The organism is Altererythrobacter chaiwopuensis (assembly GCF_054957735.1).
In genome coordinates this window covers 439,204-463,541 of sequence record NZ_JBTXJF010000001.1, presented here as the reverse complement: position 1 = coordinate 463,541, position 24,338 = coordinate 439,204, and the positions used below count along the sequence as shown (strand labels likewise).

Genomic DNA, 24,338 nt, shown 5'->3' with positions numbered 1-24,338 from the left:
CGAGTTGCGAGCCGTTCATGTTGAAGGCCTTAAACCTGAACAAGCCGAATCGAGCGGTGCCCGCAAAAGGGTTTAAGGATGAGCGAAGGAGCAGGAAGATGAGTGTCGCATTCACCAAACACACTGTAATTGCGGCCGCTGGCGCCGCGCTGTTTTTGTCCACGCCAGCGTCTGCGGCTGAACTGCCGCGCGAAGCAAGCATGCAGCATCACGAATTTGCTGCCGAGCTTCCGTTGGGCGACCTCACTGCGAAGCATGACCGCAAATACAAACGCCGCGATCGCCATGATTACGATGACGACCGCTATTACGGCGATCGCTATCGCGGTGACCAGAGCTACAGCCGTTATGGCGAGCCGGTCCATCGCAACACGCGTGTCTGGCGCGGAGGCGATGGGCGCTATTACTGCCGCAAGGAAAATGGCACCACCGGCCTGCTGATCGGTGCCGGAGTTGGCGGCCTGATCGGCAATGAAGTGGCTGGGCGCGGAGACAAGGGAGTTGGCATACTGCTGGGCGCGGTCGGCGGGGCAATCCTGGGCCGCGAGATTGACCGCAGCAATTCGCGTTGCCGCTGATTAACAACGATAATCAATGACTTAGACTGCTTTCAACGGCGGTCTGGGCACGGCTCCCACCAAGCCGTGGAAAGCGCTCCTGTGCCAGTTGGTGCGGGGGCGCTTTCTTCCGTGCGCCCTTGATCATCAGCGGTTTCTCAGCCCCACACCGATATTCGCGCGCGGTTGCTCCACCTCTGTGCTGGCGACGGGATAGGCGCAGTAATCCGCCGCATAATAGGCTGCCGGGCGATGGTTGCCCGACAGGCCGACACCGCCAAATGGCGCGGCTGATGAGGCGCCGTTTGTGGGGCGGTTCCAGTTGATGATTCCTGCGCGAACATTGGCCCAGAAGCGATCGAAATCATGCGGCGTGCCACCGATCAACGATGCCGAGAGTCCAAAACGCGTATTGTTCGCTTCGGCGATTGCGGCGTCGAAATCCTTCACCCGGATGACTTGCAGCAATGGCCCGAACAGTTCGACATCCGGCCGTTCGGGCATATCGGTGGTGTCAATGATACCGGGTGTGAGGAACGGCAGATTCTCATCGGTCCGGCGCATGTTGAGCAGCGTCTTGCCGCCATGACTGATCAGGTGAACAAAGCTGTTCAGCAATGCTTCGGCGGTGGGATTGTCGATCACCGGGCCCATGAATGGGGCAGGTTCGGCAAAGGGTTCGCCGATGATCAACCGCCGAGTGAGCATGAGCAATTCCTGCATCAGCGGTTCGAACAGGTGATCGAGCACGATCAGCCGCCGCGCAGCGGTGCAGCGCTGGCCAGCAGTGGTGAAGGCAGATTGGACGATCAATACCGCAGCATCGCTCAGCAGAGGCGTATCGATCACTACAATCGGGTTGTTTCCACCCATTTCAAGCGCCACGATCTTGGCTGGATTGGTCGCCAGCGTGCGATTGATCGCAACGCCGGCCTGCACCGACCCGGTGAACAGCACGCCGTCGATACCCTTATGCGCGACCAGCGCCTTGCCTTCTTCGATCCCGCCGATGGCCAGTTGCATTGCGCCTTCGGGGATACCCGCGCGGTGGAAACACTTGACCAGGAATTCGCCCACTGCCGGGGTTTTCTCGCTGGGCTTGAACACGATCGTATTGCCCGCGATCAAGGCTGGAACGATATGGCCGTTGGGCAGGTGGGCAGGGAAGTTATACGGCCCCAGAACCACCATCACGCCGTGCGGCTTGTGACGCACCGCAGCCGTGCCCTGCAGCGCACTGTCGAGCTTTTTCTTCCCGGTTCGTTCAGCATAGGCGTTGACGGAAATCTCCACCTTGTTGACGACTGCATCTACTTCGGTGCGCGCTTCCCACAAGGGCTTGCCGGCTTCGCGGGCGATCAACTCGGCAAACTCGTCACCCGCCTTGCGGACTTCGTTTGCAAATCGGCGCAGCAGTTCGATCCTGTTGGCAAGCGGGCGCGATGCCCATTCGGGCCAGGCGTGCCGTGCTGCCTGCACACAGGCGTCAATATCGCTCGCCTCGGCCCGCCACAATTCTTTGCCGGTTGCCGGTTCGCAGGAGATGTAGGTCTGCACCTTCACGATTGTACCTGATCGCCCCTTTCGCGCATGGCGGTTAGTCTGGTAAGCTCAAAATGGGAAGCAAATTGCGGCAATTGTTCACTGAACCTTGCGTGACTGCTGCGCATCTATCGCCCTCCCGAGCCGAGATGGCCTGTCGGCCGGGGCGCGGTGCCGTGCGCTTCGCCCATGCGGCGGATCGCGGCGATCTTGTCATTCAAGGGAGCCCAATCGTCGCGCTCGTCGATAGCTGACCACAGTGCTTCGACTTCGTCGATCAGCAGGGTTTGCGGGCCATCTTCATGCCAATAGCCATGCTCGCTTGCGACCGGCTGATAGGTTTGGAAAATCTCGCCCAGTTCGCCCTCTGCGCCGCGTCCACCGCGATGCGCGTGGAAGAACACATCGGGTTGCGCCTTGCTTTCGCGCAGTGCCTTTTCGCAAGCGGCCACCATGGCGGCATCGCGGTCTGCGCCGCGCGGCTCAATCCCCAGCCGCCAGCACCATCGCCGTGCGACGGCCTCCATATAGAGCGGCCCAAAGCGGTTGAGTGCCGCAATCAATGGCTCGCTTTCTGCCAGCAGCCGCAGTGCTACTGCCAATTGGCCGCAATTCCAGTGCAGCGCTTCGGGCTGCCGGCCAAAGGCATAGAGCCCCTGCTGGTCAAAATAGGCAGCGGTAAAGCCCGGATCCCAGCTGGGCAGCCAGCGCCACGGCCCATAGTCGAAGCTTTCGCCCGAAATGTTCATATTGTCAGTGTTGAGCACGCCGTGGACGAAGCCTGCCACCATCCAGCTGGCGGCAAGATCGGCCAGGCGCTCGACCACCTGATGCAGCAGTATCACTGCCGGTTCGCTGCGCCCCGGCGCATCTTCAGGCGGCTGCGGCCCGGGAAATTTCGCCAGACAATAGTCGATCAACGCTTCCATATGCGCACGCTCTTCCAATGCCAGCAGCCGCTGGAATGTCCCGATACGGATATGGCCGTGGCTGAGCCGCACCATGACTGCCGAACGGGTGGGCGAGGGCTCGTCATTGCGCCACAATTCCTCGCCAGTCTCGATGATCGAGAAGGTTTTCGACGTGTCTACGCCCAGCGCCTCCAGCATTTCCGTGGCAAGAATCTCGCGCATGCCGCCCTTGAGCGTCAGCCGCCCGTCTCCAGCGCGGCTATAGGGCGTCTGCCCTGAGCCCTTGGTGCCAAGGTCGAGCAGGCGGCCTGCACCATCAATGAGCTGCGCGAACAGGAAGCCGCGTCCATCGCCAATCTCCGGGTTGTACACGCGAAACTGGTGGCCATGATATTTGAGTGCGAGTGGCTGCTGCAGATTGCCGGGCAATGGCTCGAAACGAGCGAAATGCTGCACCCACTCTGCATCACTTAGAGTGCCAAGCCCCACGCCCTCGGCCCAGCGTTGATTGCGGAATCGCACCCGGCAATCCGGGAAATCAGCCGGTGTTACCGGCGCGCCAAGCCAGTCGGAAACTGCCTCGATTGCGGGTTCGGGGCGATAGGGGGCAGCAGATGGCGCACTGGGCATAGGGCCTTTGTGGAGGCTACGTGCGTCAGCCGCAAGTGTGGCTTCTGCGCGATGGCGCTTGATTTCCGGCGCAAATTGCCCAAGGCCTCGCACAATCATGACGGCATCTTTTTCTCACGAATACTGGACCAGCCCGGACGGGCTCAAACTGCATTATCGCGATTATGCAGGTACGGCTGACAAACCCCCGGTGCTGTGCCTGCACGGGCTGACCCGCAACGCGCGCGACTTTGCCCCGTTGGCCAACCACCTTGCCGGCAAATGGCGCTTGATCGTGCCTGAAATGCGCGGGCGCGGGATGAGCGAATATGCCAAGGACGTGTCGACCTATTCGCCGATCACCTATGTCGCCGATGTCGAAGCCTTGCTGAGCGGATTGGGCATCCGGCGTTTCGTGTCGATTGGTACATCGATGGGCGGGCTGATGACCATGCTGATGGCAGCAGGTGACGCGAGTCGTTTCGCAGGCGTGGTATTGAACGATATCGGGCCTGAGCTTGGCCCTGCAGGTTTGGAGCGGATCGCAGGCTATGTCGGCCATGGCCGCAGCTTTCCTACCTGGATGCATGCCGCGCGGGCATTGCAGGAAATGCAAGGCGAATGGTTTCCTGACTACGCGATTGAGACGTGGCTCGAAATGGCAAAGCGCACCATGGTGCTGGGCCAGAATGGCCGCATAGCCTTTGACTATGACATGGCGATCGCCGAGCCGTTCAACGAGCCCGGAGGTGCCGCGCCGCCTGATTTGTGGCCCGCGTTCGAAGCGCTTTCGGATGTGCCGGTGCTGGTCCTGCGAGGGGAATTGTCGGACCTGCTTTCAGACGATACGGTTGCGGCGATGAAGGCGCGCCACCCCTTGATGCGATCGGTTACCGTGCCGCGTGTCGGCCACGCGCCGATGCTGGACGAGCCTGTTTCGCTTGCGGCGATCGACGAGCTTCTGGCTCAGGTCGAATGAGTTCAGGAACGGGCGGCTTGCCGCGTATTCTGCATATCCATCCGGATTCTCCGAATGGTTCCTCGGCACGGATATGCCTGGAAACAGTGGCCGGTCTGGGCGGTGCGTTTGCACATGATTTTGCTGGAGGACGGATCGGTTCCGGTGCGCTCGAAACGCTAGGTGTCGGCGGAAACAGCCGCAGGTTGGGCGGGGTTTCTGCCATCAGCGGATATATCGGCCCGGGCGGCATGGTCCGCCTGGCGCGCGCTATGGCCGGATATGATTTGGTGCTCACCTATGGTTGGGGCGCAATCAATGCGGCGATGGCGCATAAACTGTTCGGACGAAGTTTTTCGCTGCCGCCATTGATCCATCACGAAACGGGATTGGGCGAAGCAGGCGATGACGAATTCTCGCCATGGAGAAACCTTTACCGGCGCGTTGCGCTGGGCAGCGCGCAAGGCGTGGTGGTCGAGACCAGCGTAGTGGCACGCCTTGCGGCACAGGCCTGGCAGGTGCCGCAGTCGCGGCTGCACATCATCCCGCGCGCGGTTGAAATATCCGCTGATGGCAGGAAACCCGCACCGGACGCCTTGCCCGGCCTGATCAAGCGCAAGGGCGAGTGCTGGGCAGGAACGATCATCGCAGACGACGACATTCGAGGGGCAATTCCCCTGATCGAACAAATCGTCGACCTGTCTGCCAATTGGCACCTGGTTGTTTTTGGCGAGCGATCCGCCCTCACTGGAATCAAGGAGAGTGCCGATCGGCTGGAGCTGAGCCACCGCGTGCATCTTCCCGGCATGGCAGGCGACCGCACCACAGCGCTGGCTTTGCTCGACATATATGTAGATTGCAGCGCCAACTATGCATTTCCCGCAGCAGCAATTGAAGCGATGGCAGCGGGATTGCCGGTGGTATCGCGCCTTGGGAGCCCTGCTGCGGGTATGGTCTCGCAACCGAATCGAAGCCTGATCGCAAGTTCGGACGATGCAGCTGCATTTCTCGTCCTGGCGGAAGAGGCACAGGTACGTCACGAGATCGGCAAGGCCAACCAGCTTGAAGTGGCGGCAAATTTTGGCGCCGCCAATGTATTGACGCAATATCACGCGCTCTATTCCGGCGCGCTCACAGGCGATAGTTGAGCCATGCAAGGCTGTGCATTGCTTCACCCGGGGTTCAACTGGCGAAGAACACAGACTATGCGGCATTGCGGATGGCGCGCCGCGTCCCTACAAGCGCGCCGAAACGAGCAAACAGTCGAGGAAAGAGCCAGCCAGTGGCGCTGATACCAAGTAGCAAAAAGAACCCTGAAGAGAAAAAGGCGGCTGAGGACGATGTCCTGCTGCGCGAGATCGATGATGCCGTGCGCGAGGACCAGTATCTTGAGTTCGCGCGCAAATACGGCCGTCCGCTACTTGGGGTGGTGATCGCGGCCCTGTTGGCCTTTGGCGGTTATCTGTTCTGGGATTCGCGCCAGGAAGCGGCACTGGAAGCGCAGTCGGAGCGGCTGGTCGCGGCGCTCGACCAGGCTGATGCAGGCAATTTTGACAGCGCCGATAAAACTGCGGCGACGCTTGCGGATGAAAGCACGGGCGGTGCGCGGGCGGCGGCGCTGCTGCTGCGCGCGGGGATCGCGATGGATCAGGGGCGCACCGACGATGCGGCTGCGCTCTATGCCCAGGTCGTTGCCAATAAAGACACTCCACCGGCGCTGCGCGATCTGGCCTCGATCCGCGAAATGGCGGCGAGTTTCGACACGCGCGATCCGGCAGAGGTGATAGGGCGGCTCGAACCCTTGGCTGTGCCCGGCAATCCCTGGTTCGGAAGCGCAGGCGAGCTGGTGGCCATGGCTTATCTCGAACAGGGCAAAAACGAACGCGCTGGACTGCTCTTTGGCGAAATTGCGCGATCCAAGGATGTGCCTGACACCTTGCGTTCGCGCGCACGGCAAATGGCGGGCCTGCTGGGGGTCGACGCGATCGAGGATGCCGACGCCTATATGGAAGAACAACGGCTGACCGATGGCGGCGCAAACGCCGCTGTCAGGTGAACCTTGTTACTGGGATCAATGGAATAATGATGACACGTAATTTGATACGCTCGATCTTCGCGGTGGCGCTGGCAGGCACGGCCGTGGCGGGATGTTCCGGCGGAGACAAGAAGACCACACCGACTCTGGGTGAGCGCATTCCGGTGCTGTCGCGGATCGAAAGCGGTGCCAGCGTTGATCCGTCTCTCGCCGGTGTCAGCGTGGTGCTGCCCCCGGAGCAGGTCAATCCCGACTGGGCGCAGGTTGGTGGATCGGCAAGCAAATCCTACGGGCATCTGTCTCTGGCTGAAAACCCTGCACGGGTGTGGACCGCATCAATCGCCGGATCCAGCACGAGTCGCCGGTTGGCAGCCGCTCCGGTGGTGGGCGGCGGCAAGCTGGTAGCGGTCGGCACCGATGGCATGGTGCATGCATTTGATGCCAAGACCGGCCGCCAGCTGTGGCGTTACCGGATGGAAGTGGCAAACAACCTTGCAGCCATGGCATTCGGCGGCGGTGCCAGCATCGACAGCGGACGCGTCTATGCCACTAATGGTGTGGGCGAAGTGGTTGCGCTGGATGCTGAAACCGGCAGCCAGATTTGGAAGGTCCAGCCTGCCGGTCCGCTACGCGGATCGCCCACGATCGCTTTTGGCCAGGTGTTCGTGATGACGCAGGATAACCAGATATTCTCGCTCGACGCGGCCAATGGTGATCTGGTGTGGCAGGAAGGCGGTTCAGCGACGCAGGCAGGTGTGTTTGGCGTGGCAGCACCGGCAGCCGGTCAGGGCTCGATTATTGCGGGCTATTCATCGGGCGAATTGAGCGCTTACCGTTATGAAAACGGCCGCACGCTGTGGGCAGATGCGCTGGCGCGCACTTCGATTTCTACCGAGGTTGGCGCATTGAGCGACATCGATGCCGACCCGATCATTGATGATGGCCGCGTTTATGCACTTGGGCAGGGTGGGCGAATGGCAGCCTATGAACTGCTTACCGGTCAGCGTATCTGGGAACTCAACCTGTCGGGCATTTCCACGCCTGCGATTGCCGGTGAGTGGATCTTCACGCTAACCGATGACGCACGCCTGCTGGCGATTGCGCGCTCAACAGGGCGGGTCCGCTGGATGACGCAGCTTCAACGCTATCGCAACGAAAAGAACCGCAAGGATCCGATCTACTGGACCGGCCCGGTTCTGGCTAGCAACCAGCTGTGGGTCGCGAGTTCGCGCGGTATGCTCTACAGGGTAAGCACCGCCGAAGGTTCGGCGTTTCAATATGCCGATCTCAAGCAGCCGGTCAGCCTGCCGCCGATTGTGGCAGACAACATGCTCTATATTCTGGATGATAGCGGCCGGATCACCGCTTATCGTTGATCAGGCGCGGGGCGGCACGTTCAAAGCGGCTGCCCTTCGTCGGTTTCATAACGCCGCAGGGCACGCGAAACCGGCGGGTTGGCGGCCATCACCTGCTGGAATGCCGCCATATGCGGCGAATCGAAGTGCGCCATCAACGCTTGCTGATCACGCCACCGCTCAAACACTATCAGTGTATCCGGATCGGCCAGATCCTGCGCAAAAGTGTAATCGAGGCAGCCATCCTCCGCGCGCGAAGCTTGCACCATCTGCACAATAGCAGCGATCACATCAGGTGAGCTGGCAACCGCGCCGGGTGCCAATTGGATTGTGCCGTTAATCTGGATCATGCCGCTTTTCCGCTCAACTTCCCTAGAAACTGTATTTGTAAACCTGCGAGATGTCCTCGCCCCATTCGCCATGATACATATCAAGCAGGCGTTGCGCCGGCACCTTCCCGCTGTCCACGATCTCATCAAGCGGCTCAAGAAAGCCGGTTTCATTGTCGCCGCTGGAATTGAGCCGCGCACGCGCGTTCAGCCCCTGGCGCGAAATGGCTAGCACCTCTTTGGCAAGATCACGCAGCTTGCCGCCGCCCGGAAGGTTTGCGTCAAGCGCCAGGCGCGGTACCTCACTGCGAAGTTGCTCGCGTTCTTCCATCGACCAGTGCTTGACCAGGTCCCACGCGGCATCGAGCGCGCCCTCATCGTAAAGCAGGCCAACCCAGAACGCGGGCAGCGCGCAAATCCGATTCCACGGACCGCCATCCGCCCCGCGCATCTCGAGGAAGCTTTTGAGGCGGACTTCCGGAAACGCAGTGGAAAGATGGTCGATCCAGTCGCTCTGGCGCGGCAACTCGCCCGGCAGCACCGACAGCTCCCCCTTCAGGAAATCACGGAAGCTCAGCCCTGCTGCGTCGATATATTTGCCGTCGCGGAACACGAAATACATCGGCACGTCGAGCATGTAGTCGACATATCTTTCATATCCGAAGCTGTCTTCGAACACGAAGGGCAGCATTCCGGTGCGATGCGGATCGGTGTCTGACCAGATATGGCTGCGATAAGACAAAAAGCCGTTGGGTTTGCCTTCGGTGAAGGGTGAATTGGCGAACAGCGCGGTCGCCAGGGGCTGCAGTGCCAGACCCGTGCGGAATTTCTTCACCATGTCGGTTTCGCTCGAATAGTCGAGATTGACCTGTATCGTGCAGGTGCGCAGCATCATGTCGAGGCCGAGATTGCCGACGCGCGGCATGTGCCGCAGCATGATTTCATAACGCCCCTTGGGCATTATGGGCAGTTCTTCCCGCGTCTTGTCGGGCCACATGCCCAGGCCCAGAAAGCCGACCCCGCAGGCTTCGCCGATCTCCTTGACCTGAGCCAGATGACGGCCGGTTTCGGCACAGGTCTGGTGCAGATTTTCCAGCGGCGCACCAGAAAGTTCGAGCTGGCCTGCAGGCTCGAGGCTGACGTTGCCATCATCGCCCTTCATCGCGATAACCTTACCGTTCTCTTCGATCGGCTCCCAACCGAAGCGCTCCAAATTCAGCAGCATGTCGCGGATGCCGCAGGGCTCATCATATGACGGGGCATGGAAATCGCTGCGCTTGTAGACCAGCTTTTCGTGCTCGGTGCCGATGCGCCAGGCAGATTTCGGCTTTTCGCCCAATTGCATTGGCTCGACCAACTGATCGCGCGACTCGATGATGGGCTCTTCTGCCCCGGATGCTTCCCGTGTGCTCATTTCGGTTGCTCTAGAAAACGGACTGGCACTGCGCCAGCAAATTATTCGCGACCAGTCATCGCATTTTCGCGCCAGTCCCCGACGGTCCCCATCCACAGCGCGGTGCCCGCGATAGCGGCGGTTTCGCCGCGCAGGATACGCGGGCCCAGCGTAATCGCGCGCGCCTGATGCAAGCTGCGGATCGCCTCGCGTTCTGCCTGATCAAAACCGCCTTCCGGGCCGATCAGCAGCGCTGCGGGGCCGGAATGTGCGGCGAAGCCTGCAATGGCCGGCTCGCCGCCAAGCTCGTCGGCGAAGAACAATGCGCGATCTTGGGGCCATGCTGCCAGCAGCGCGTCAAGTTTCACTGGTTCGAAAATCTCTGGCAGGGCCGTGCGCGCGCATTGCTCGGCAGCCTCGGTCACAATACTGCGCGCGCGGTCGAGGTTGAGCTTGTCCGCCACGCAGCGCCGTGTGATCACCGGCTGGATTCGCGCCACGCCCAGCTCTGTTGCCTTTTCCAGCACCATAGCGAAGCGATCTTTCTTCAGCAGTGCAGCGCAAAGCCAGAAATCCGGCACTTCCTCGCGCGGGTGGAGCCGCTCGATCACTTCCAGTGCAACGGAGCGTTTCGCTACTTCGTGTGCACGGGCGGCCCATTCGCCGGTCACATTGTCGCACAGGATTACCGTGTCGCCGGTCTCGATCCGCATGACCTTGCCAAGATAATGCGCCTGATTTCCCTCGATCGAAAGGTGCAGTCCTTGGCCAAGTTCCGTGTCGACGAACAGGCGCGGCGCGCTGCGCGGGGGCCATTCCGGTTTCCTTGGGCGAGGAGTTGCAGGCATATCTGCGCGTTAGACGAGCGCGCGCGAGGCCGCTAGAGCTAGCGTGATGTCGGCTCGAACTGCTCAATATCTGATTGCGTCCGTATTCCTCTTGCTGGGGGCATGGGCGCTTTTGTTTCCGCGTTCAGTAATCGAACTGGCGGTGACGCCAGAATATCGCGACACTTCCTTTCTCGCACTGTTTGCCCTGGCATGTTTCGGCGCGCAGGCTTGCATCTTCGGACTCATGTCGCTGGTGGTGCGCTATACCAGCCGCGGGTTCCTTACCTTCGCGATCATCCTCGTTCCGTTCTTCGTGTTCGACTGGTATTTTCACAGCGTTGTGCCGGTGCTCAATTCGATCGGCATGCTCGACCTCGTTGGCAATGTGGTGATGTTCGGACTAGCGATTTATGGCTGGAAACAGGCAAAGGCTGAAGAAGCAGGTGCATGGACGAACAGATAGTTCCGGATAGCGAACATCGCGGAATCATTGCGCGCCTGCCGCAATTGCCACGCGACCTGGCGCAACTGGCCCGGTTCGACCGGCCGATCGGCTGGTGGCTGCTGTTCTGGCCGTGCCTGTGGGGCGTGTGGCTGGCCGGTGCAGGGCTGCAATGGCAGCTCGCGGCTTGGCTATTGCTGGGCAGCATTGCCATGCGGGGGGCAGGCTGCGTCTACAACGACATCGTAGATGCCGATCTTGATCGCAAGGTGGCCCGCACCGCGCTGCGCCCGGTTGCGAGTGGGCGGGTCAGCCGGAAACTGGCGTGGGGCTGGTTGCTCGCGCTGTGCCTGATCGGTCTCCTCGTGCTCCTGCAATTGCGGCTCGAAGCGCAAGCAGTCGCGCTGGCCAGCCTGGCGCTGGTCGCGGCCTATCCGTTCATGAAGCGAATTACCTGGTGGCCGCAGGCGTGGCTGGGGCTGGTATTCAGCTGGGGGCTGCCAGTGGGTTGGGTGGCGCTGCGCGGTGACAATTGGGATGCGCTCGCGGCGGTTTATGCCGGAACAATACTGTGGATCATCGGCTATGACACGATCTATGCCCTGCAAGACCGCGAGGATGACGCGCTGGTCGGGATCCGCTCATCCGCCTTGCGCCTGGGCGACCGGGTACGTAGCGGGACAGCCCTGTTCTACGTGCTCGCCGTGGCGCTGTGGGGGCTGGGCTTCTGGCTCTACCGGCCTGACTGGATAGCGCTGCTGACCTTGCTGCCGGTGGCGGTCCATCTGGTTTGGCAGGTGGCGACGCTTGACAGCGGGGACGGCGGCAATGCGCTCGACCGTTTTCGTTCCAACCGGCTGGCGGGCGCGCTGATGGCGGCGGCGTGTTTCGTGGTCGGCAATGCCTGAGGGCTGGGCCAGATGTGCAATCTCTATCGTATGACCAAGGCTCCGAGCGAAGTGGCGCACTGGTTCGATGCGGCGGAAATGCCGAGCGGCGCAAATTTCGGCGCGGAAGTCTATCCCGGCTATCCTGGACTGGTCGTGGCCGATGGGCAGCTAAGGCAGATGAGCTGGGGCTTCCCGCTGCAGATGAAAGGCAAGAGCGGCCAGCCGCTGAAGCCCAAGCCGGTCAACAATACTCGCACCGACAAGCTCGACAGCTTCTTCTGGCGCCATTCGTTTGAGCAGCGCCGCTGCCTCATCCCGATCACCGCCTGGGCCGAGGCCGAAGGCCCCAAGGGGGGCAAGACGCGCAGCTGGCTCTCGCTGCCGGGCGATGAATTGTTCGCCTGTGCCGGCATCTGGCGGAATAGCGACGAATGGGGCGATTGCTACTCGATGGTGATGACCGACGCGGCTGGCATGGCGGCTGAAGTGCACACCCGCATGCCGGTGATCGTTTCGCGCGAGGATTATGGTGTGTGGGTGGGTAGCGATATTGAGGCGGCACGCGCGCTCTGCCGCCCGTGGCAGGGCGGCCTTGCGCTGGAACGTACCGCCCAGCCCTGGGCGGGCGGCGCGGCGGCGGTTAGTCCGCCTTCACCAACCGACCGCCCTTCATAACGACATCGATATCGGCCAGCTCGCCGACATCGGCCAGCGGATCTCCGTCAACCGCGATAAGATCGGCCCAGGCACCTGGCTTGACCACACCCACTTGGCCCACCTGGCCAAGCGCTTCGGCGGCATTCACAGTTGCAGCGCGGATCGCCTCGATTGGTGTCATCCCGTATTCCACCATCACGCGGAACTGCCCCCCGATCAGTTCATGCGGCATCACGCCTGCGTCACTGGCGAAGACCATCTTCACCCCGGCCTTGTGCGCCTTGCGGAAATTGTCACGCTGGATCTGCGCGATCTCGCGGTCCTTGCGCAGATTCTCCTCAAGCACGCCGTTCGCCTCACCGGCAGCCTGGGTGTAATCGGTATTGAAGATGTCCATACTGAAATAGGTGCCGCGCTGCGCCGCCAGCTTGATCCCTTCATCATCGACCAGGCTGGCATGTTCGATCGTGTCGATCCCGGCGCGTATCGCGTGCTTGATACCTTCAGCCCCATGCGCATGGGCGGCAGTCTTGAGACCCCAGAAATGCGCCTCTTCAGCGATGGCGCGAAGCTCTTCTTCATGCAGCTGTGCCTGCCCCGGCTCGGTATTGCGCGAGAATACGCCGCCGGTTGCGCAGACCTTGATCACTTCGGCGCCATATTTGCGTTGTTCGCGCACGCGCACACGAAATTCTTGCGGGCTGTCTGCCACGCCGGGGCTCCTGGCTCCGAAGCTGGGTGGGAGGAAAGTTTCGTCGCAATGCCCGCCGGTGGCGCCAAGCGCATAGTTCCCATTGACAATGCGCGGTCCGGGAATCCAGCCTTCCTCGATTGCCTGGTCAATGCCGGCGACATTGTAATCGTCGTCGCCAAGGTTGCGAACCGTGGTGAAGCCGGCATGAAGCATCCGGCGTGCATTCTCCACGCCCAGAACCGCGGCAAAGCGGTCAGTGAATTGCAGGCTCGAATAGCCGCCATATTCCGGCCTGCCGTCCAGATGCACATGCATGTCGATCAGGCCGGGCAGGATCGTGTGACCGGAAAGGTCGATCACCTCTGAGCCTTCTGGAGCAGTCCCGCCCGATTGGACACTCACGACCTTTCCATCTTCGACCGCGATCAATGGCGCTTCGATATAGCGCCCGCTTTCCACATCCAGCAGGCGATCGCCCGTGACATAGGTGGTTTCAGCTACGGCAGGTGTCGCGGCCAGGCTCAACAGCGAGACGGCGACGGCGGTCGAAAACTTGAATGCGTACAAGGCTTGGATACTCCCGTTGGTTCCTTTGCGCCCTGTTTGGCAGCAAGTTGGCGATTTGCAAATGGCCGGAACATCGGTTGGCGCAGGATCGGCTCGTTCATGGGGTTTGGTCTGCATAGCTGACCACTTCGAATTCAATACCGTCCCAGTCGAGGAAATAGAAAGTCGACGGGCCGGGATTGTAGGCCCCGTGATTGAACGGCTCGAGGCCAGCTTCCAAAACGGTCTTCTCTGCGGCGGCCAAGTCATCAACCTGTAGCCCGACATGGCTGAGCGGCTGGCCCTTGGCAAATTCGCCGGTGACCTGGTCATTGGTGTAAAGCGCCAGATAGGCGGTGTCGCTACCGACATGGATGGTGCGGCCATTGTTCATTGATGGCCCCTCCCACCGAATGTGCCAGCCGCACAGGTCCATCAGCAAAGCGGCCGTGCGGGCAGGGTTGGTGACGGTCACATTGACGTGTTCGAGTTTGGCTATGGACATTGAATTCTCCTGAATTTGCTAAGCTGGCAATGCCCGTTTCCACCAGGCGCGAAAGGAGCGCTGGCGGGTACGAATCATCGCATTTGCCGATCGTGCAATCTCAAGCTAAGTTGAGGTCAAGCTATTTTCTCACGAGGGGTTCAGGCCATGCCGCGCAAGCTGAGCAAGAATGATTTTCTTCCCATTGGCGATCTTGCGCGCCGCACCGGCCTGTCGGTTTCCGCAATTCGCTTCTATGAGGAAAAGGGCCTGGTTGAGCCGATCCGCACTAGCGGCAACCAGCGGCGCTTCCTGCGCAGCGACATCCGCCGGTTGAGCTTCATCCTGATTGCGCAGCAACTGGGGCTGGCGCTATCGGAGATCGAAACAGAGCTGGCAAAGCTGCCGCATGGCCGAACGCCAACCGCAGGCGACTGGCAAGCCATCAGCCATTCGATCCGCGGGCAACTCGACCGCAAGATTGCGCAGCTCGAGCGGACCCGCGCCAAGCTAGACGGTTGCATCGGCTGCGGGTGCCTAAGCCTCAGCCATTGCCAGCTCTACAACAAGGACGACCACCTGAGTGCTGAAGGGCCGGGCCCAAGGCATGTGCTGGATTAGACCTCAGGCCCGAGCTCCGGATCAAGATCGCGTGGCCGGGCGAAATAGACCAGCTTACCGCAGCCCGGCTTGAGCTGTGACCAGTCATCGATATCGAGTTCGAACACGGCATAGGATGCGGTCGGAAACTTGCGCGCAGCTTCGAAAAACAGCTCGTTTTCATTGGCGTGGGTGACGAGTTCGAACAGAACCTCCTGCAAGCCGGGATTGTGGCCGGAAACCAGCACTGTGCCCGCATCGCCAGCATGGTCGGCGATCGTTTCCAGGATCGTGTCGGAGCTCGCAAGATAAAGCCGCTGATCATATTCCACCTCAGCGCCCGGCATGGCGGATACAAGTGTCTCCCTGTTTCGTACTGCAGGGCTGGCGACGATTACGTCCCATTTGATGCCGTGCTTGCGAATGTGATCGCCCATCAGCGCGGCTCCCCTGCGCCCGCGATCATTGAGCCCGCGATCGAAATCGCGTTTCGCCATGTCATCCCAGTCGGATTTGGCGTGCCGGAAAAGACCAAGGATCTTCATGACAGCAATCTCACGTCAGGATGCGTCCTTTCCAGCCGGCTCGGCGATTCCGGCTTGTGCAGTGTGATAGCCCGAAACACCAGCTTCAACTCGTTGTAAAGCTTCCTCAAGCGTCAAGCGGATGACAGGCGTTCCTTCCGGGAAAGCGGTCAGCAGGCGGCTGGGAAAGGCGGGTGAGAGCACAATGAAATGCCCTGCATCTTCCTTGCTGCGGATCAGCCTGCCAAACGCCTGCGCCAGCCGCGCACGGATGATCCGGTCATCATAGGCGCTGCCGCCGCCCGCCAACCGCCGCGCCTTGTGCAATATGTCGGGGCGGGGCCAGGGCACTTGCTCCATTACCACGCAGCGCAGCGAATGGCCGGGCACATCCACCCCGTCACGCAAGGCATCGGTCCCCAGCAGCGAAGCGCGCGGATCATCGCGGAAAATATCCACCAGCGTGCCGGTGTCGATCGGGTCGACATGCTGCGCGTATAGGGGCAGCCCGCCGCGAGCGAGACGATCGGCAATGCGGCCATGCACCGCACGCATCCGGCGGATTGCAGTGAACAGGCCCAGCACGCCGCCCTGAGAGGCTTCGATCAATCGGGCATATGCACCGGCAAGCGCGGGCAGATCGCCCTTCTTGATGTCAGTAATGATAAGCACTTCGGACCGGCTGGCATAATCGAACGGGCTTTCGGCAGCCGTTGTGAGAGGCGGCGCATCGAGATAGGCCGCACCTGACCGTGCCATTGCGCTGTCCCACTCAGGCCCGGTCGCACCGCGGTCAGTCAACGTGGCGCTGGTCAGCATCACACCATGAGACGGTTCCAGCACAGCCTTGGCAAAGGGCTTCATCGGATCGAGCCAATGGCGGTGGATCCCGACATCGAATTCGCGCGCATCCGAGCGTTCAACTGCAAGCCAATCGACGTATTCAGGATCTGCTGGCCCGGCCAGGCGATCAAGCAGTGCCTCCCAAGCTGCCAGCGTATCGATCCGCCAGGCGAGCGAATGGCGCGCGCCTTCGATCCGTGCTCGCCCCTGGGTGTCGAGCCAATCGGGAGCATCCTCCAGCACTGCCTCAAGCCTGGTCGCGAGTTTAATCAGCGGGCCCCTGATTGCTGCGAGGGCTTCCTCTGCCTTGCCAGCGGCCTCGATAAGATCGCCGGGGAGCGAGGCGGCTTCCGTTTCGATGCCATAGCCTGCTTCCTGCCCGCCGGATTCGTCGCGCGCGTAGGTGGCAGCACGCACCGCCGCGAGCAGCGCCTCGATCGGTCCTGAGGGCGCGCCTTCATTGAGCCGCTGCAGCCAGCCATCGCCCGGCAGGGCATGTGCGGCCTCGACAGCGGCTTCCACCGCTCTGCCGCCTGCTTCGTCATAGCTGGCAACATCGGCGAGGCGGGCGGCCAGCCCCCGCCGCCGACCCCGGTTCTTGCGTTCAGGGCCGATGATCCATCGCCTCAGCTCGATCGTTTCCTGCCCGGTCAGCGCGGCGGCAAAAGTCGAATCCGCCGCTTCGAACACGTGGTGCCCCTCATCGAAGATAATGCGTGTCGGGCGCTGGGCGTGATCCCGACCCCCTCCGAATCCGGCGCGCGCAGCATTGACCATCACCAGTGCATGGTTGGCGATGACAAGATCTGCCTGCGCAGAGCTGCGCGCGGCGCGCTCAATGAAGCATTTGCGGTAATGCGGGCAGCCGGCATAGACGCACTCGCCGCGCTGGTCGGTCAGCGCAGCGATCCCGCGCTTGCGGAACAGTGTGCCAAGCCAGCCGGGCAGATCGCCGCCGACCATGTCCCCATCCTGGCTGAACGCGGCCCAGCGCGCGACCAATTGCGCCAGTTCGGCTTCGCGCCCGCTAAAGCCACCTTGCAGGGCATCTTCCAGATTGAGCAGGCACAGGTAATTCTCGCGCCCCTTGCGCACTACCACCGGCTTCGACCCGTCGGCACGCTGCGCGGGCCAGGCGCGGCGGCTTTCCTGCCGCAGCTGGCGTTGAAGGTTCTTGGTGTAGGTTGAAACCCACACCGTGCCGCCCGAACCCTCTGCCCACAGCGATGCCGGGGCAAGATAGCCGAGCGTCTTGCCGATTCCCGTGCCTGCCTGCGCCAGCAAAAGATGCGGACTGCCGCGCCTGTCACGCGGAGCAAAAACCTGTGCCACATCACGGGCGTAGGCTTGTTGGCCCGCGCGCTTCTCGGCCGCTTCGCCGGTCAGAGTATCAAGTCTTGCGCTCACGGCATCGCTGGCCAGTTCGATCTGGCGCGGGGCAGGGCGTTCGGGCGCGTCCTCCCATTCGGGGAGCTTGGAGAACAGCCATTTCTCGGCGCGCTCTGGCCGCGCGATATGCGCGGCCAATACCTGCGCCCATGGCCAGCGCAGTTTGACCAGGTTTTGCAGCGCGCTCCACGCCCCCTCGCGCTCAGGCCAGTGCTCGCTTGCGCAAGCTGCGATCAACGCGCCCGCCGCCAGCTGAAGGAAGGCCGGGACATGCTCGTCGCCATCCGGCTCGCCCAGATCCAGTGCCTCGGCCAGCCCGCGCGGGGTTGGCACACAGAACCGCGCTGGATGGACGAAGGCGAAAAGTTCAAGCAGGTCGAGCCCGGAAAGGTCGGGATAGCCCAGCCGATTGGCAACCAGCGGCGCATTGAGCAGCAGCAGCGGGGTATCCGCCGCCGCCATGATCGCATCGCCCTTGGATACGGTTTGCGTCGCACCGCCGGCCGTCTTCAGCCATGTGCCGGAATGGCTCGCGTGCAGCGCGGGTAGGGGGAGCGGAGAAGACACCGCGCCAACGATAGAACGCGGGGCGAATGGCTGGCAAGGTGGCTGAGGCTACATTGCCCCCATCGGCGCGCCTTCTATCCACTTTGTCAGCATCCACACCGCCATGCCGATCATGAACAGGTTCTCGGTCAGCGAGACGAAGCCCAGCGGCACGTTGGAATCCCCGCCGACACAGGCGCATTTCAGCTCGCGCTTGTCGATATAGACCGCCTTGAACACGCTCACCGCGCCAATCGTGCCGATGAACAGCGCCACCGGGATCGAAAGCCAATCGAGCGCCTGCGCGGTCATCAACACGCCCGCCAACCCTTCGGCGAACGGGTAAATATAGGCATAGGGCACCCAGCGCCGCGCGAGCAGATCGTAATTGAGGAACATGGTCGAAAAACTCTCGACATCGCGCAGCTTGAGATAGGCCAGCCCGCACATCGAGAAGCTGACGAACCATTCAGCCGACAGGATGGAGAGCGGGCGGCCCGTGGTGACATAGGATGCCGCCAGCGCCATCGCCGCCATCATCGCAAACAGCACGATCACCGGGCGATAGGTCGTCTCGCCCTTTTTGAGCACATGGCGACCAAAATGCTCGCGCAGGTCGGTATATCCGCCGATCCGCTCACCCGCGATCCACGCCTGCGGGGTGGTAGAAACACCGTGCTCGTCCTTGAACGCATCGGTTTCATGGCGCGTGGTCAGGTGGTGGTCGTCCACCTGATAGCCTTGGTTTTCGAGCAGCCACTTCGCCTTTAGCCCAGAGGGGCACAGGTGATCGGGCATCACCATGCGATAGAGTGTAGCGGTCTTGGCAGAGGTCATCGGTTTGTCGCCTTATTTGCGCGATCGGTTCATCAGGTCGACCAGCTCTTCGAACTTCTGGCGCTGCTCGGCTTCGTCGCCGGTGGCAATTGCCTCAGCGACGCAGCACGCGGCGTGATCCTTGAGGATCTGGCTTTCGACCTGCACCAGCGCAGACTTGATCGCCTGAATCTGATGCAGGATGTCGATGCAATATCGATCATTCTCGATCATGTTGGCGACGCCGCGCACCTGTCCGGCGATGCGGTTCAGCCGGTTGATCTTTGCACTGTTTGCATCGGCCATTGCACAAGCACCTATTGAAATACCCTATGGGGGTATATATATGGGCTGGAACTAAACGGTTCAAGGCAGCGTATAAGATTTTATGGCAATCCATCTAAACCGCCGGAATTTCATTGGATCAACCGCCGCGCTGGCCGCCGCGGCGGGTCTGCCCATGCCCGCCTGGGCAAAGGGCGTGTCGTTGTCGCACGCAAGGCGCGGCTTTGGCGAAGTTTCGGGCGAGGATATCCGCCTGACTATTGCCGAACATCACTTTACGACCGGTCGCCGCGCGGGGCATGCAATTGCCGTCAACGGCAGTGTGCCGGGGCCGCTGATCCGCCTTCGCGAAGGCCAGGACGTGCGGCTTCATGTGACCAATAGTCTTGAGGAAGACAGCTCGATCCACTGGCACGGGCTGCTCTTGCCATTCCAGTTTGACGGGGTGCCGGGCGTGAGCTTTCCGGGCATCGCGCCGGGTGAGACCTTCACCTATGAATTCCCGATCCGCCAGAACGGCACCTACTGGTGGCACAGCCATTCAGGGCTGCAGGAGCAAGCGGGGCATTACGGTCCGCTGGTGATCGAAAGCGGGGAGCCCGATCCGCGTTATGACCGCGATTATGTGGTGTTGCTGAGCGAGTTCACCCCGATCCATCCGCATGAAATCATGCGCAAACTGAAGGTTGGAGAGCACTATTTCAACCGCCAGATGCTGACCGCGACAGAAGGGAACCTAAGCGGAGCAGAACGCCGCATGTGGGGCCAGATGCGGATGAACCCGCGCGACATCGCCGATGTTTCGGGCAGCACCTACACTTATCTTATCAACGGGCATGGGCCAGCTGATAATCTGGCGCTTGAATTCAGGCCGGGCGAACGGGTGCGGCTGCGGATCATCAATGGCAGTGCGATGACCTTCTTCAATGTCCGCATTCCAGGCGTGCCGATGACGGTGATCGCGGCTGACGGGGTGGACGTGGCCGAAGTGGAGGTGGACGAATTCCAGGTCGGAACCGCTGAAACCTACGATGTCATTGTCAGCCCGCCCGATGGCAGCCATGCATTGGTGGCCGAAGCGATGGACCGCAGCGGCATGGGCGTTGCCAGCCTGACCTCGCGCGCTCCCGGTTCTGGGGCCAATATCGCCACCCCGCCGCCGCTGCGCGAGGTTCCCACCTTGACCATGGTTGATATGGGCATGGGTAGCATGGATCATTCCGCGCATGGCGGCGGCCACGCGATGGACCACTCCATGCGCGATACCTCGCTGCTGCCCGATGACGTAAAGGTCGGCCCCGGTATCGACATGGTTGCGCCGATGCCGGTCGACCGGATGGACTTTCCCGGCCTGGGCCTCGACACAGTAAAGCACCGCGTGCTGCGTTACACCGATCTCAAGGCCGCGCGGATGAACCCGCATCGCGAGATCGAGCGCGAGCTGGAAATCCACCTCACCGGCAATATGGAACGGTATATGTGGTCGTTCGACGGCAAGAGCTTTTCCGCCGTCACCGACGATCCGATCCGCTTCGGCTTTGACGAGCGGGTGCGGGTGAAGCTGGTCAACAACACGATGATGGCGCACCCGATCCATCTGCACGGGCATTTCTTTGAGCTCGTCAATGGCGCGGACCATATGCACCAGCCGCTCAAGCACACCGTGGTGGTGCAACCGGGCGGCAGTGCCACTTTTGACCTTACCGCCAACGAACCGGGCGACTGGGCCTTCCACTGCCATCTGCTCTATCACATGCATGCAGGCATGATGCAGGTGGTGACGGTGCGGCCCTTTCCGCACGGGGAGCACCATTGATGCGCGCGCTCCTGCTTGCCGGTGCGGCGCTGGTCGCCTCCCCTGCCGCCGCGCAGGACCATTCCGCGCATGATCACTCCGCCACCCCAGCGGTGCAGGAAGCCGCCCCGCCGGAAGACCATTCGCAGCACACCATGCCGATGGACGACAAGTCAGCCCCCGGGGCGTCGCCCGAAAGCGCCTTGCCGCCGCGCGCGCTCGAAGGACCGCTTCATGCCGCCGACTCGATCTGGGGTGAGGGTGCCATGGCCGCCCCACGCGAAGCCAACCGGCAGATGCACGGCGATATGAGCACCGGCACGCTGCTGATTGAGCGGCTCGAGGCGCGCATTCCTGTCGAAGGTGGCGAAGAAGGCTATCTGTGGGACGTGCAGGGCTGGTACGGCAACGATATCGACAAGTTCGTGCTCAAGTCAGAGGGAGAGGGAGCATTCGGTGGCTCGGTGGAAGATGCCGAAATACAGGCGTTGTGGGGCCATGCGATCGGCCCTTACTTCGACCTGCAGGCGGGTGTGCGGCTTGATCTGGAACCGGAAACCCGCAGCCATCTGGCGCTGGGAGTGCAGGGCCTTGCCCCCTACATGTTTCATGTCGATCTGGCGGCCTTCCTGTCCGATCGCGGCGATGTGACCGCGCGGCTGGAGGGCGAATATGACCAGAAAATCACGCAGCGGCTGATCCTGCAACCGCGCGTTGAGCTGGAACTGGCCGCACAGGATATCCCCGAGCGCGGGATCGGTGCGGGAATCACCAAGATCGAGCCGGGGCTGCGCCTGCGTTATGAGATCGTGCGCGAATTCGCCCCCTACGTTGGCATGGAATACGAGGCAAAGCTGGGTGAGACGGCGGACATTGCCCGCGCCGAAGGCGAGGATCCCAGCGGCTTCAAGTTCCTGATCGGGGTGCGCGCCTGGTTTTAGGGTTAGAACCCCGGGCGCTGGGCGCCGAGCAGCGCGCTTGACTCATTATTGTTAACGTGGAATCTCCCGCAGATTGTAACAGGGTTGCCAAGCATAAGCTTGTTCACACGCGTTCAAGGCGCGTGCGGGTGGGGGCAATATGCAATGTCTGCTTCGGGCCGCTTAACCGACAGGAGACAATGATAATGAGTAATATCCTACGTATCGGCGCGCTCGCAATCTGCCTTGCCATCCCGGGCATCGCCCATGCCGGCACCGCAACCTACACCACTAAAGGCGGTCCTGAAAAAACGGTCGGGACAGACCAGTACCAGGGCAGCTATCAGGACGGCACCTCAGTGGTGACCTTTTCGGATGGCTCCAGGGTCAGCGAGAATTGGACCTGCATCGGCGTGTCGCAGCCGCCCAACGCCAAGGTGTTCGACTTTCACTTCGCCTGCAATTCCAGCTCGGATGCAGGCAGCTATTCGATGATCTTTGGCTGCAACAATGTTCCCGGCGGAAATGGAATGCAGGGCTGCGTCGGTGGCCTCAACGGAAAGACCGGCCGTTATGCCGGAAAGAACGGCGCGACCACCTGGTCGGGTACCGGCGGCACCGGAACCGGCACAATGCAATGGGCCGATTGAGCTGAACAGCGCATGGAGGGGTCGGTCTGCCGACCGGCCCCTTCCTTCGCGCCTGCAACATGGCGCTTGCAACGCGGCGCGGCATGCGCAAGAGGCAGCGCGCATGAGCATGAACGATCTGATCGCCGCCGCACGCGTAAACAAGGCCTGGCCGTTTCAAGAGGCCCAGCGGCTGCTCAAACGCTATCCCGATGGCACCAGACCTGATGGCTCGCCGGTGCTGTTCGAAACCGGTTATGGCCCGTCAGGCTTGCCGCATATCGGCACCTTTCAGGAAGTGCTGCGCACCACGCTGGTGCGCCGCGCATTCGAAGCGATGATCGGTGCAAAGCCCGAGGACGGCAAGACGCGGCTGGTGGCCTTCAGCGACGACATGGATGGGCTGCGCAAAGTGCCCGACAATATCCCGCAACAGAAGATGGTGGCCGCGCATCTCGGCATGCCCTTGAGCCGCATCCCCGATCCGTTCGAGAAGGGGCACGAAAGCTTTGCCGCGCACAACAACGCCATGCTGCGCGCCTTCCTTGACCGGTTCGGCTTCGAATATGAATTCGTCGCATCGAACGACATGTATAATTCGGGCCGCTTCGATCCGGCGCTGAAGCAGGTGCTGCGCTGCAATCAGGCGATTCTCGACATCATGCTGCCAACCCTGCGTGAGGAACGGCGGCAAAGCTATTCGCCGGTGCTGCCAATTTCACCCAGCACGGGCCGTGTATTGCAGGTGCCGGTTGAAGTGGTCGATCCTGAAGCCGGGCTGATCCGTTTTGCCGATGAAGATGGCAGCATGGTCGAACAGAGCGCTCTGGGCGGCATGTCCAAGCTGCAATGGAAGGTCGACTGGGCGATGCGCTGGTATGCGCTGGGCGTCGATTATGAGATGTACGGCAAGGACCTGACCGATAGCGGCGTTCAATCGAGCCGCATCGTCAATGTGCTGGGCGGGCGCAAGCCCGAAGGCCTGATCTACGAGCTGTTTCTTGACGAAAAGGGCGAGAAGATATCCAAGTCGAAGGGCAATGGCCTGACGATCGAACAATGGCTGACCTATGGCAGCGAAGAAAGCCTGGGCTTCTACATCTTTCCCAATCCCAAGAGCGCGAAGCAGTTGCACCCCGGCGTGATCCCGCGCGCGGTTGACGATTACTGGCAATTCCGCGCTGCGCTGGGCGAGCAGGAGCTCGACAAGCAACTCGGCAACCCGGTGTGGCACCTGCTGCGCGCCAATGGCGGGTTTGAAGCAGAAGAAGCACCGGGGGCAGGCGATACCTTGCCGGTCACCTATGGTTTGCTGCTCAATCTGGTTGGTGTGCTGGGAGCCGAGGCCGATCGCGATTCCGTGTGGTCATATCTTGCCAATTACGTCGAGGATGCAGATCCGGCCAGGCACCCGGAGCTGGATGTTCTGGTGGGCACGGCGCTTGCCTATAATCGTGATCTCGTCGCGCCAACGCTTATCAAGCGTGCTCCGGCCGAGAATGAACGCGAGGCCCTGAAAGCGCTCGATTGCGCATTGCAGGTGATGGCGTCCGACATGCCCGCTGAAGAGATCCAGACCATCATTTATGAAATCGGCAAGCGTGAGGAGTTTGCCTTCGGGAACCTGCGCGAATGGTTCAAGTGCCTGTATGAGACCCTGCTCGGCAGCGAACAGGGCCCGCGCATGGGCAGCTTCATCGCGCTCTACGGGATCGAGAATTCGCGCAAGCTGATCGCTGAGGCGCTGGAGCGCAGCTAA

24 protein-coding genes are annotated in these 24,338 nt (G+C 61.5%); 13 read left to right on the top strand and 11 right to left on the bottom strand.

Annotated features, from left to right (window positions below; genetic code table 11):
- Positions 1-98 precede the first annotated feature (98 nt).
- Positions 99-578: a glycine zipper 2TM domain-containing protein gene (locus tag ACX3VQ_RS02300; RefSeq protein ID WP_462571759.1), complete on the top strand. Its 480-nt coding sequence runs from the start codon at positions 99-101 to the stop codon at positions 576-578.
- Positions 579-704: 126 nt separating this feature from the next.
- On the opposite strand, the gene astD is transcribed toward ACX3VQ_RS02300, so the two are convergent.
- Positions 705-2,120, bottom strand: coding sequence for a succinylglutamate-semialdehyde dehydrogenase (gene astD, locus ACX3VQ_RS02295; protein WP_462579337.1), 1,416 nt, complete (start codon positions 2,118-2,120; stop codon positions 705-707).
- Between the two features lie 107 nt (positions 2,121-2,227).
- Positions 2,228-3,640, bottom strand: a complete 1,413-nt coding sequence (locus ACX3VQ_RS02290) for a protein adenylyltransferase SelO family protein (RefSeq protein WP_462579336.1) — start codon at positions 3,638-3,640, stop codon at positions 2,228-2,230.
- A gap of 97 nt (positions 3,641-3,737) precedes the next feature.
- On the opposite strand from ACX3VQ_RS02290, the gene ACX3VQ_RS02285 reads away from it, so the two are divergent.
- The 4 genes from ACX3VQ_RS02285 to ACX3VQ_RS02270 all read left to right on the top strand — a co-directional run bounded on the left by ACX3VQ_RS02285 (position 3,738) and on the right by ACX3VQ_RS02270 (position 7,988).
- On the top strand, positions 3,738-4,598 hold the full coding sequence (locus ACX3VQ_RS02285) for an alpha/beta fold hydrolase (RefSeq protein ID WP_462579335.1): 861 nt from the start codon (positions 3,738-3,740) through the stop codon (positions 4,596-4,598).
- Positions 4,595-5,725, top strand: coding sequence for a glycosyltransferase (locus tag ACX3VQ_RS02280; RefSeq protein WP_462579334.1), 1,131 nt, complete (start codon positions 4,595-4,597; stop codon positions 5,723-5,725). The genes ACX3VQ_RS02285 and ACX3VQ_RS02280 overlap by 4 nt, the downstream gene beginning before the upstream one ends.
- Positions 5,726-5,859: 134 nt before the next feature.
- Positions 5,860-6,633, top strand: coding sequence for a tetratricopeptide repeat protein (locus ACX3VQ_RS02275; RefSeq protein ID WP_462579333.1), 774 nt, complete (start codon positions 5,860-5,862; stop codon positions 6,631-6,633).
- Positions 6,634-6,659: 26 nt separating this feature from the next.
- Positions 6,660-7,988, top strand: a complete 1,329-nt coding sequence (locus ACX3VQ_RS02270) for a PQQ-binding-like beta-propeller repeat protein (RefSeq protein ID WP_462571766.1) — start codon at positions 6,660-6,662, stop codon at positions 7,986-7,988.
- 20 nt (positions 7,989-8,008) lie between these two features.
- On the opposite strand, the gene ACX3VQ_RS02265 is transcribed toward ACX3VQ_RS02270, so the two are convergent.
- From ACX3VQ_RS02265 to ACX3VQ_RS02255, 3 genes are read right to left on the bottom strand one after another with little or no spacing between them, the layout of a single operon-like run.
- Positions 8,009-8,317 (bottom strand): putative quinol monooxygenase, encoded by a 309-nt coding sequence (locus ACX3VQ_RS02265; protein WP_462579332.1) that lies wholly within the window; start codon positions 8,315-8,317, stop codon positions 8,009-8,011.
- A gap of 22 nt (positions 8,318-8,339) precedes the next feature.
- On the bottom strand, positions 8,340-9,710 hold the full coding sequence (locus ACX3VQ_RS02260) for a glutamate--cysteine ligase (RefSeq protein WP_462579330.1): 1,371 nt from the start codon (positions 9,708-9,710) through the stop codon (positions 8,340-8,342).
- A 41-nt stretch (positions 9,711-9,751) separates the two neighbouring features.
- Positions 9,752-10,537, bottom strand: a complete 786-nt coding sequence (locus ACX3VQ_RS02255; RefSeq protein WP_462579329.1) for a 16S rRNA (uracil(1498)-N(3))-methyltransferase — start codon at positions 10,535-10,537, stop codon at positions 9,752-9,754.
- A gap of 46 nt (positions 10,538-10,583) precedes the next feature.
- On the opposite strand from ACX3VQ_RS02255, the gene ACX3VQ_RS02250 reads away from it, so the two are divergent.
- The 3 genes from ACX3VQ_RS02250 to ACX3VQ_RS02240 are packed head-to-tail and all read left to right on the top strand — an operon-like array spanning position 10,584 to position 12,526.
- Entirely contained in the window at positions 10,584-10,982 is a 399-nt protein-coding gene (locus ACX3VQ_RS02250; RefSeq protein WP_462571770.1) for a hypothetical protein, read from the top strand.
- Entirely contained in the window at positions 10,967-11,869 is a 903-nt protein-coding gene (ubiA, locus tag ACX3VQ_RS02245) for a 4-hydroxybenzoate octaprenyltransferase (RefSeq protein WP_462579327.1), read from the top strand. Before ACX3VQ_RS02250 ends, ubiA begins: the two co-directional genes overlap by 16 nt.
- 12 nt (positions 11,870-11,881) lie before the next feature.
- The gene (locus ACX3VQ_RS02240) at positions 11,882-12,526 is read left to right on the top strand and encodes an SOS response-associated peptidase (protein ID WP_462579325.1); all 645 of its coding nucleotides are present in this window, start codon (positions 11,882-11,884) and stop codon (positions 12,524-12,526) included.
- Here ACX3VQ_RS02240 and ACX3VQ_RS02235 read toward each other — a convergent pair.
- Together ACX3VQ_RS02235 and ACX3VQ_RS02230 are read right to left on the bottom strand one after the other, a co-directional pair.
- Positions 12,492-13,769: a Xaa-Pro dipeptidase gene (locus tag ACX3VQ_RS02235; protein ID WP_462579323.1), complete on the bottom strand. Its 1,278-nt coding sequence runs from the start codon at positions 13,767-13,769 to the stop codon at positions 12,492-12,494. The genes ACX3VQ_RS02240 and ACX3VQ_RS02235 overlap by 35 nt on opposite strands.
- A gap of 97 nt (positions 13,770-13,866) precedes the next feature.
- The gene (locus ACX3VQ_RS02230; RefSeq protein ID WP_462579321.1) at positions 13,867-14,253 is read right to left on the bottom strand and encodes a VOC family protein; all 387 of its coding nucleotides are present in this window, start codon (positions 14,251-14,253) and stop codon (positions 13,867-13,869) included.
- Positions 14,254-14,400: 147 nt separating this feature from the next.
- On the opposite strand from ACX3VQ_RS02230, the gene soxR reads away from it, so the two are divergent.
- Positions 14,401-14,853 carry a redox-sensitive transcriptional activator SoxR gene (soxR, locus tag ACX3VQ_RS02225; RefSeq protein WP_462571775.1) on the top strand — a complete coding sequence of 151 codons (453 nt, stop codon included), beginning with the start codon at positions 14,401-14,403 and terminating at the stop codon, positions 14,851-14,853.
- Here soxR and ACX3VQ_RS02220 read toward each other — a convergent pair.
- The 4 genes from ACX3VQ_RS02220 to ACX3VQ_RS02205 are packed head-to-tail and all read right to left on the bottom strand — an operon-like array spanning position 14,850 to position 19,256.
- Entirely contained in the window at positions 14,850-15,377 is a 528-nt protein-coding gene (locus tag ACX3VQ_RS02220) for a SixA phosphatase family protein (protein ID WP_462579319.1), read from the bottom strand. The genes soxR and ACX3VQ_RS02220 overlap by 4 nt on opposite strands.
- Before the next feature lie 15 nt (positions 15,378-15,392).
- Complete coding sequence (locus tag ACX3VQ_RS02215) at positions 15,393-18,155, bottom strand: ATP-dependent DNA helicase (protein WP_462579317.1); 2,763 nt, start codon at positions 18,153-18,155, stop codon at positions 15,393-15,395.
- A 48-nt stretch (positions 18,156-18,203) separates the two neighbouring features.
- On the bottom strand, positions 18,204-18,971 hold the full coding sequence (locus tag ACX3VQ_RS02210) for a MauE/DoxX family redox-associated membrane protein (protein WP_462579315.1): 768 nt from the start codon (positions 18,969-18,971) through the stop codon (positions 18,204-18,206).
- A 12-nt stretch (positions 18,972-18,983) separates the two neighbouring features.
- Positions 18,984-19,256, bottom strand: coding sequence for a metal-sensitive transcriptional regulator (locus ACX3VQ_RS02205; RefSeq protein WP_462579313.1), 273 nt, complete (start codon positions 19,254-19,256; stop codon positions 18,984-18,986).
- A gap of 82 nt (positions 19,257-19,338) precedes the next feature.
- Here ACX3VQ_RS02205 and ACX3VQ_RS02200 point away from each other — a divergent pair, with 82 nt between their 5' ends.
- The 4 genes from ACX3VQ_RS02200 (at position 19,339) to ACX3VQ_RS02185 (ending at position 24,338) form a co-directional block, all read left to right on the top strand.
- A complete protein-coding gene (locus ACX3VQ_RS02200; protein ID WP_462579311.1) occupies positions 19,339-21,051 on the top strand; it encodes a copper resistance system multicopper oxidase in 1,713 nt (570 codons plus the stop codon).
- Positions 21,051-21,971 carry a copper resistance protein B gene (locus ACX3VQ_RS02195; protein WP_462579310.1) on the top strand — a complete coding sequence of 307 codons (921 nt, stop codon included), beginning with the start codon at positions 21,051-21,053 and terminating at the stop codon, positions 21,969-21,971. The genes ACX3VQ_RS02200 and ACX3VQ_RS02195 overlap by 1 nt, the downstream gene beginning before the upstream one ends.
- Before the next feature lie 185 nt (positions 21,972-22,156).
- Complete coding sequence (locus tag ACX3VQ_RS02190) at positions 22,157-22,600, top strand: hypothetical protein (protein WP_462579308.1); 444 nt, start codon at positions 22,157-22,159, stop codon at positions 22,598-22,600.
- Between the two features lie 103 nt (positions 22,601-22,703).
- Positions 22,704-24,338 carry a lysine--tRNA ligase gene (locus tag ACX3VQ_RS02185; protein ID WP_462579307.1) on the top strand — a complete coding sequence of 545 codons (1,635 nt, stop codon included), beginning with the start codon at positions 22,704-22,706 and terminating at the stop codon, positions 24,336-24,338.

Coding starts and splice junctions, on each gene's coding strand:
- ACX3VQ_RS02300 (WP_462571759.1), top strand. CDS start 99: ATGAGTGTCGCATTCACCAAACACACTGTAATTGCGGCCGCTGGCGCC.
- ACX3VQ_RS02290 (WP_462579336.1), bottom strand. CDS start 3,640: ATGCCCAGTGCGCCATCTGCTGCCCCCTATCGCCCCGAACCCGCAATC.
- ACX3VQ_RS02285 (WP_462579335.1), top strand. CDS start 3,738: ATGACGGCATCTTTTTCTCACGAATACTGGACCAGCCCGGACGGGCTC.
- ACX3VQ_RS02280 (WP_462579334.1), top strand. CDS start 4,595: ATGAGTTCAGGAACGGGCGGCTTGCCGCGTATTCTGCATATCCATCCG.
- ACX3VQ_RS02270 (WP_462571766.1), top strand. CDS start 6,660: ATGATGACACGTAATTTGATACGCTCGATCTTCGCGGTGGCGCTGGCA.
- ACX3VQ_RS02265 (WP_462579332.1), bottom strand. CDS start 8,317: ATGATCCAGATTAACGGCACAATCCAATTGGCACCCGGCGCGGTTGCC.
- ACX3VQ_RS02260 (WP_462579330.1), bottom strand. CDS start 9,710: ATGAGCACACGGGAAGCATCCGGGGCAGAAGAGCCCATCATCGAGTCG.
- ACX3VQ_RS02255 (WP_462579329.1), bottom strand. CDS start 10,537: ATGCCTGCAACTCCTCGCCCAAGGAAACCGGAATGGCCCCCGCGCAGC.
- ACX3VQ_RS02250 (WP_462571770.1), top strand. CDS start 10,584: ATGTCGGCTCGAACTGCTCAATATCTGATTGCGTCCGTATTCCTCTTG.
- ubiA (WP_462579327.1), top strand. CDS start 10,967: ATGGACGAACAGATAGTTCCGGATAGCGAACATCGCGGAATCATTGCG.
- ACX3VQ_RS02240 (WP_462579325.1), top strand. CDS start 11,882: ATGTGCAATCTCTATCGTATGACCAAGGCTCCGAGCGAAGTGGCGCAC.
- ACX3VQ_RS02230 (WP_462579321.1), bottom strand. CDS start 14,253: ATGTCCATAGCCAAACTCGAACACGTCAATGTGACCGTCACCAACCCT.
- soxR (WP_462571775.1), top strand. CDS start 14,401: ATGCCGCGCAAGCTGAGCAAGAATGATTTTCTTCCCATTGGCGATCTT.
- ACX3VQ_RS02220 (WP_462579319.1), bottom strand. CDS start 15,377: ATGAAGATCCTTGGTCTTTTCCGGCACGCCAAATCCGACTGGGATGAC.
- ACX3VQ_RS02210 (WP_462579315.1), bottom strand. CDS start 18,971: ATGACCTCTGCCAAGACCGCTACACTCTATCGCATGGTGATGCCCGAT.
- ACX3VQ_RS02205 (WP_462579313.1), bottom strand. CDS start 19,256: ATGGCCGATGCAAACAGTGCAAAGATCAACCGGCTGAACCGCATCGCC.
- ACX3VQ_RS02200 (WP_462579311.1), top strand. CDS start 19,339: ATGGCAATCCATCTAAACCGCCGGAATTTCATTGGATCAACCGCCGCG.
- ACX3VQ_RS02195 (WP_462579310.1), top strand. CDS start 21,051: ATGCGCGCGCTCCTGCTTGCCGGTGCGGCGCTGGTCGCCTCCCCTGCC.
- ACX3VQ_RS02190 (WP_462579308.1), top strand. CDS start 22,157: ATGAGTAATATCCTACGTATCGGCGCGCTCGCAATCTGCCTTGCCATC.
- ACX3VQ_RS02185 (WP_462579307.1), top strand. CDS start 22,704: ATGAGCATGAACGATCTGATCGCCGCCGCACGCGTAAACAAGGCCTGG.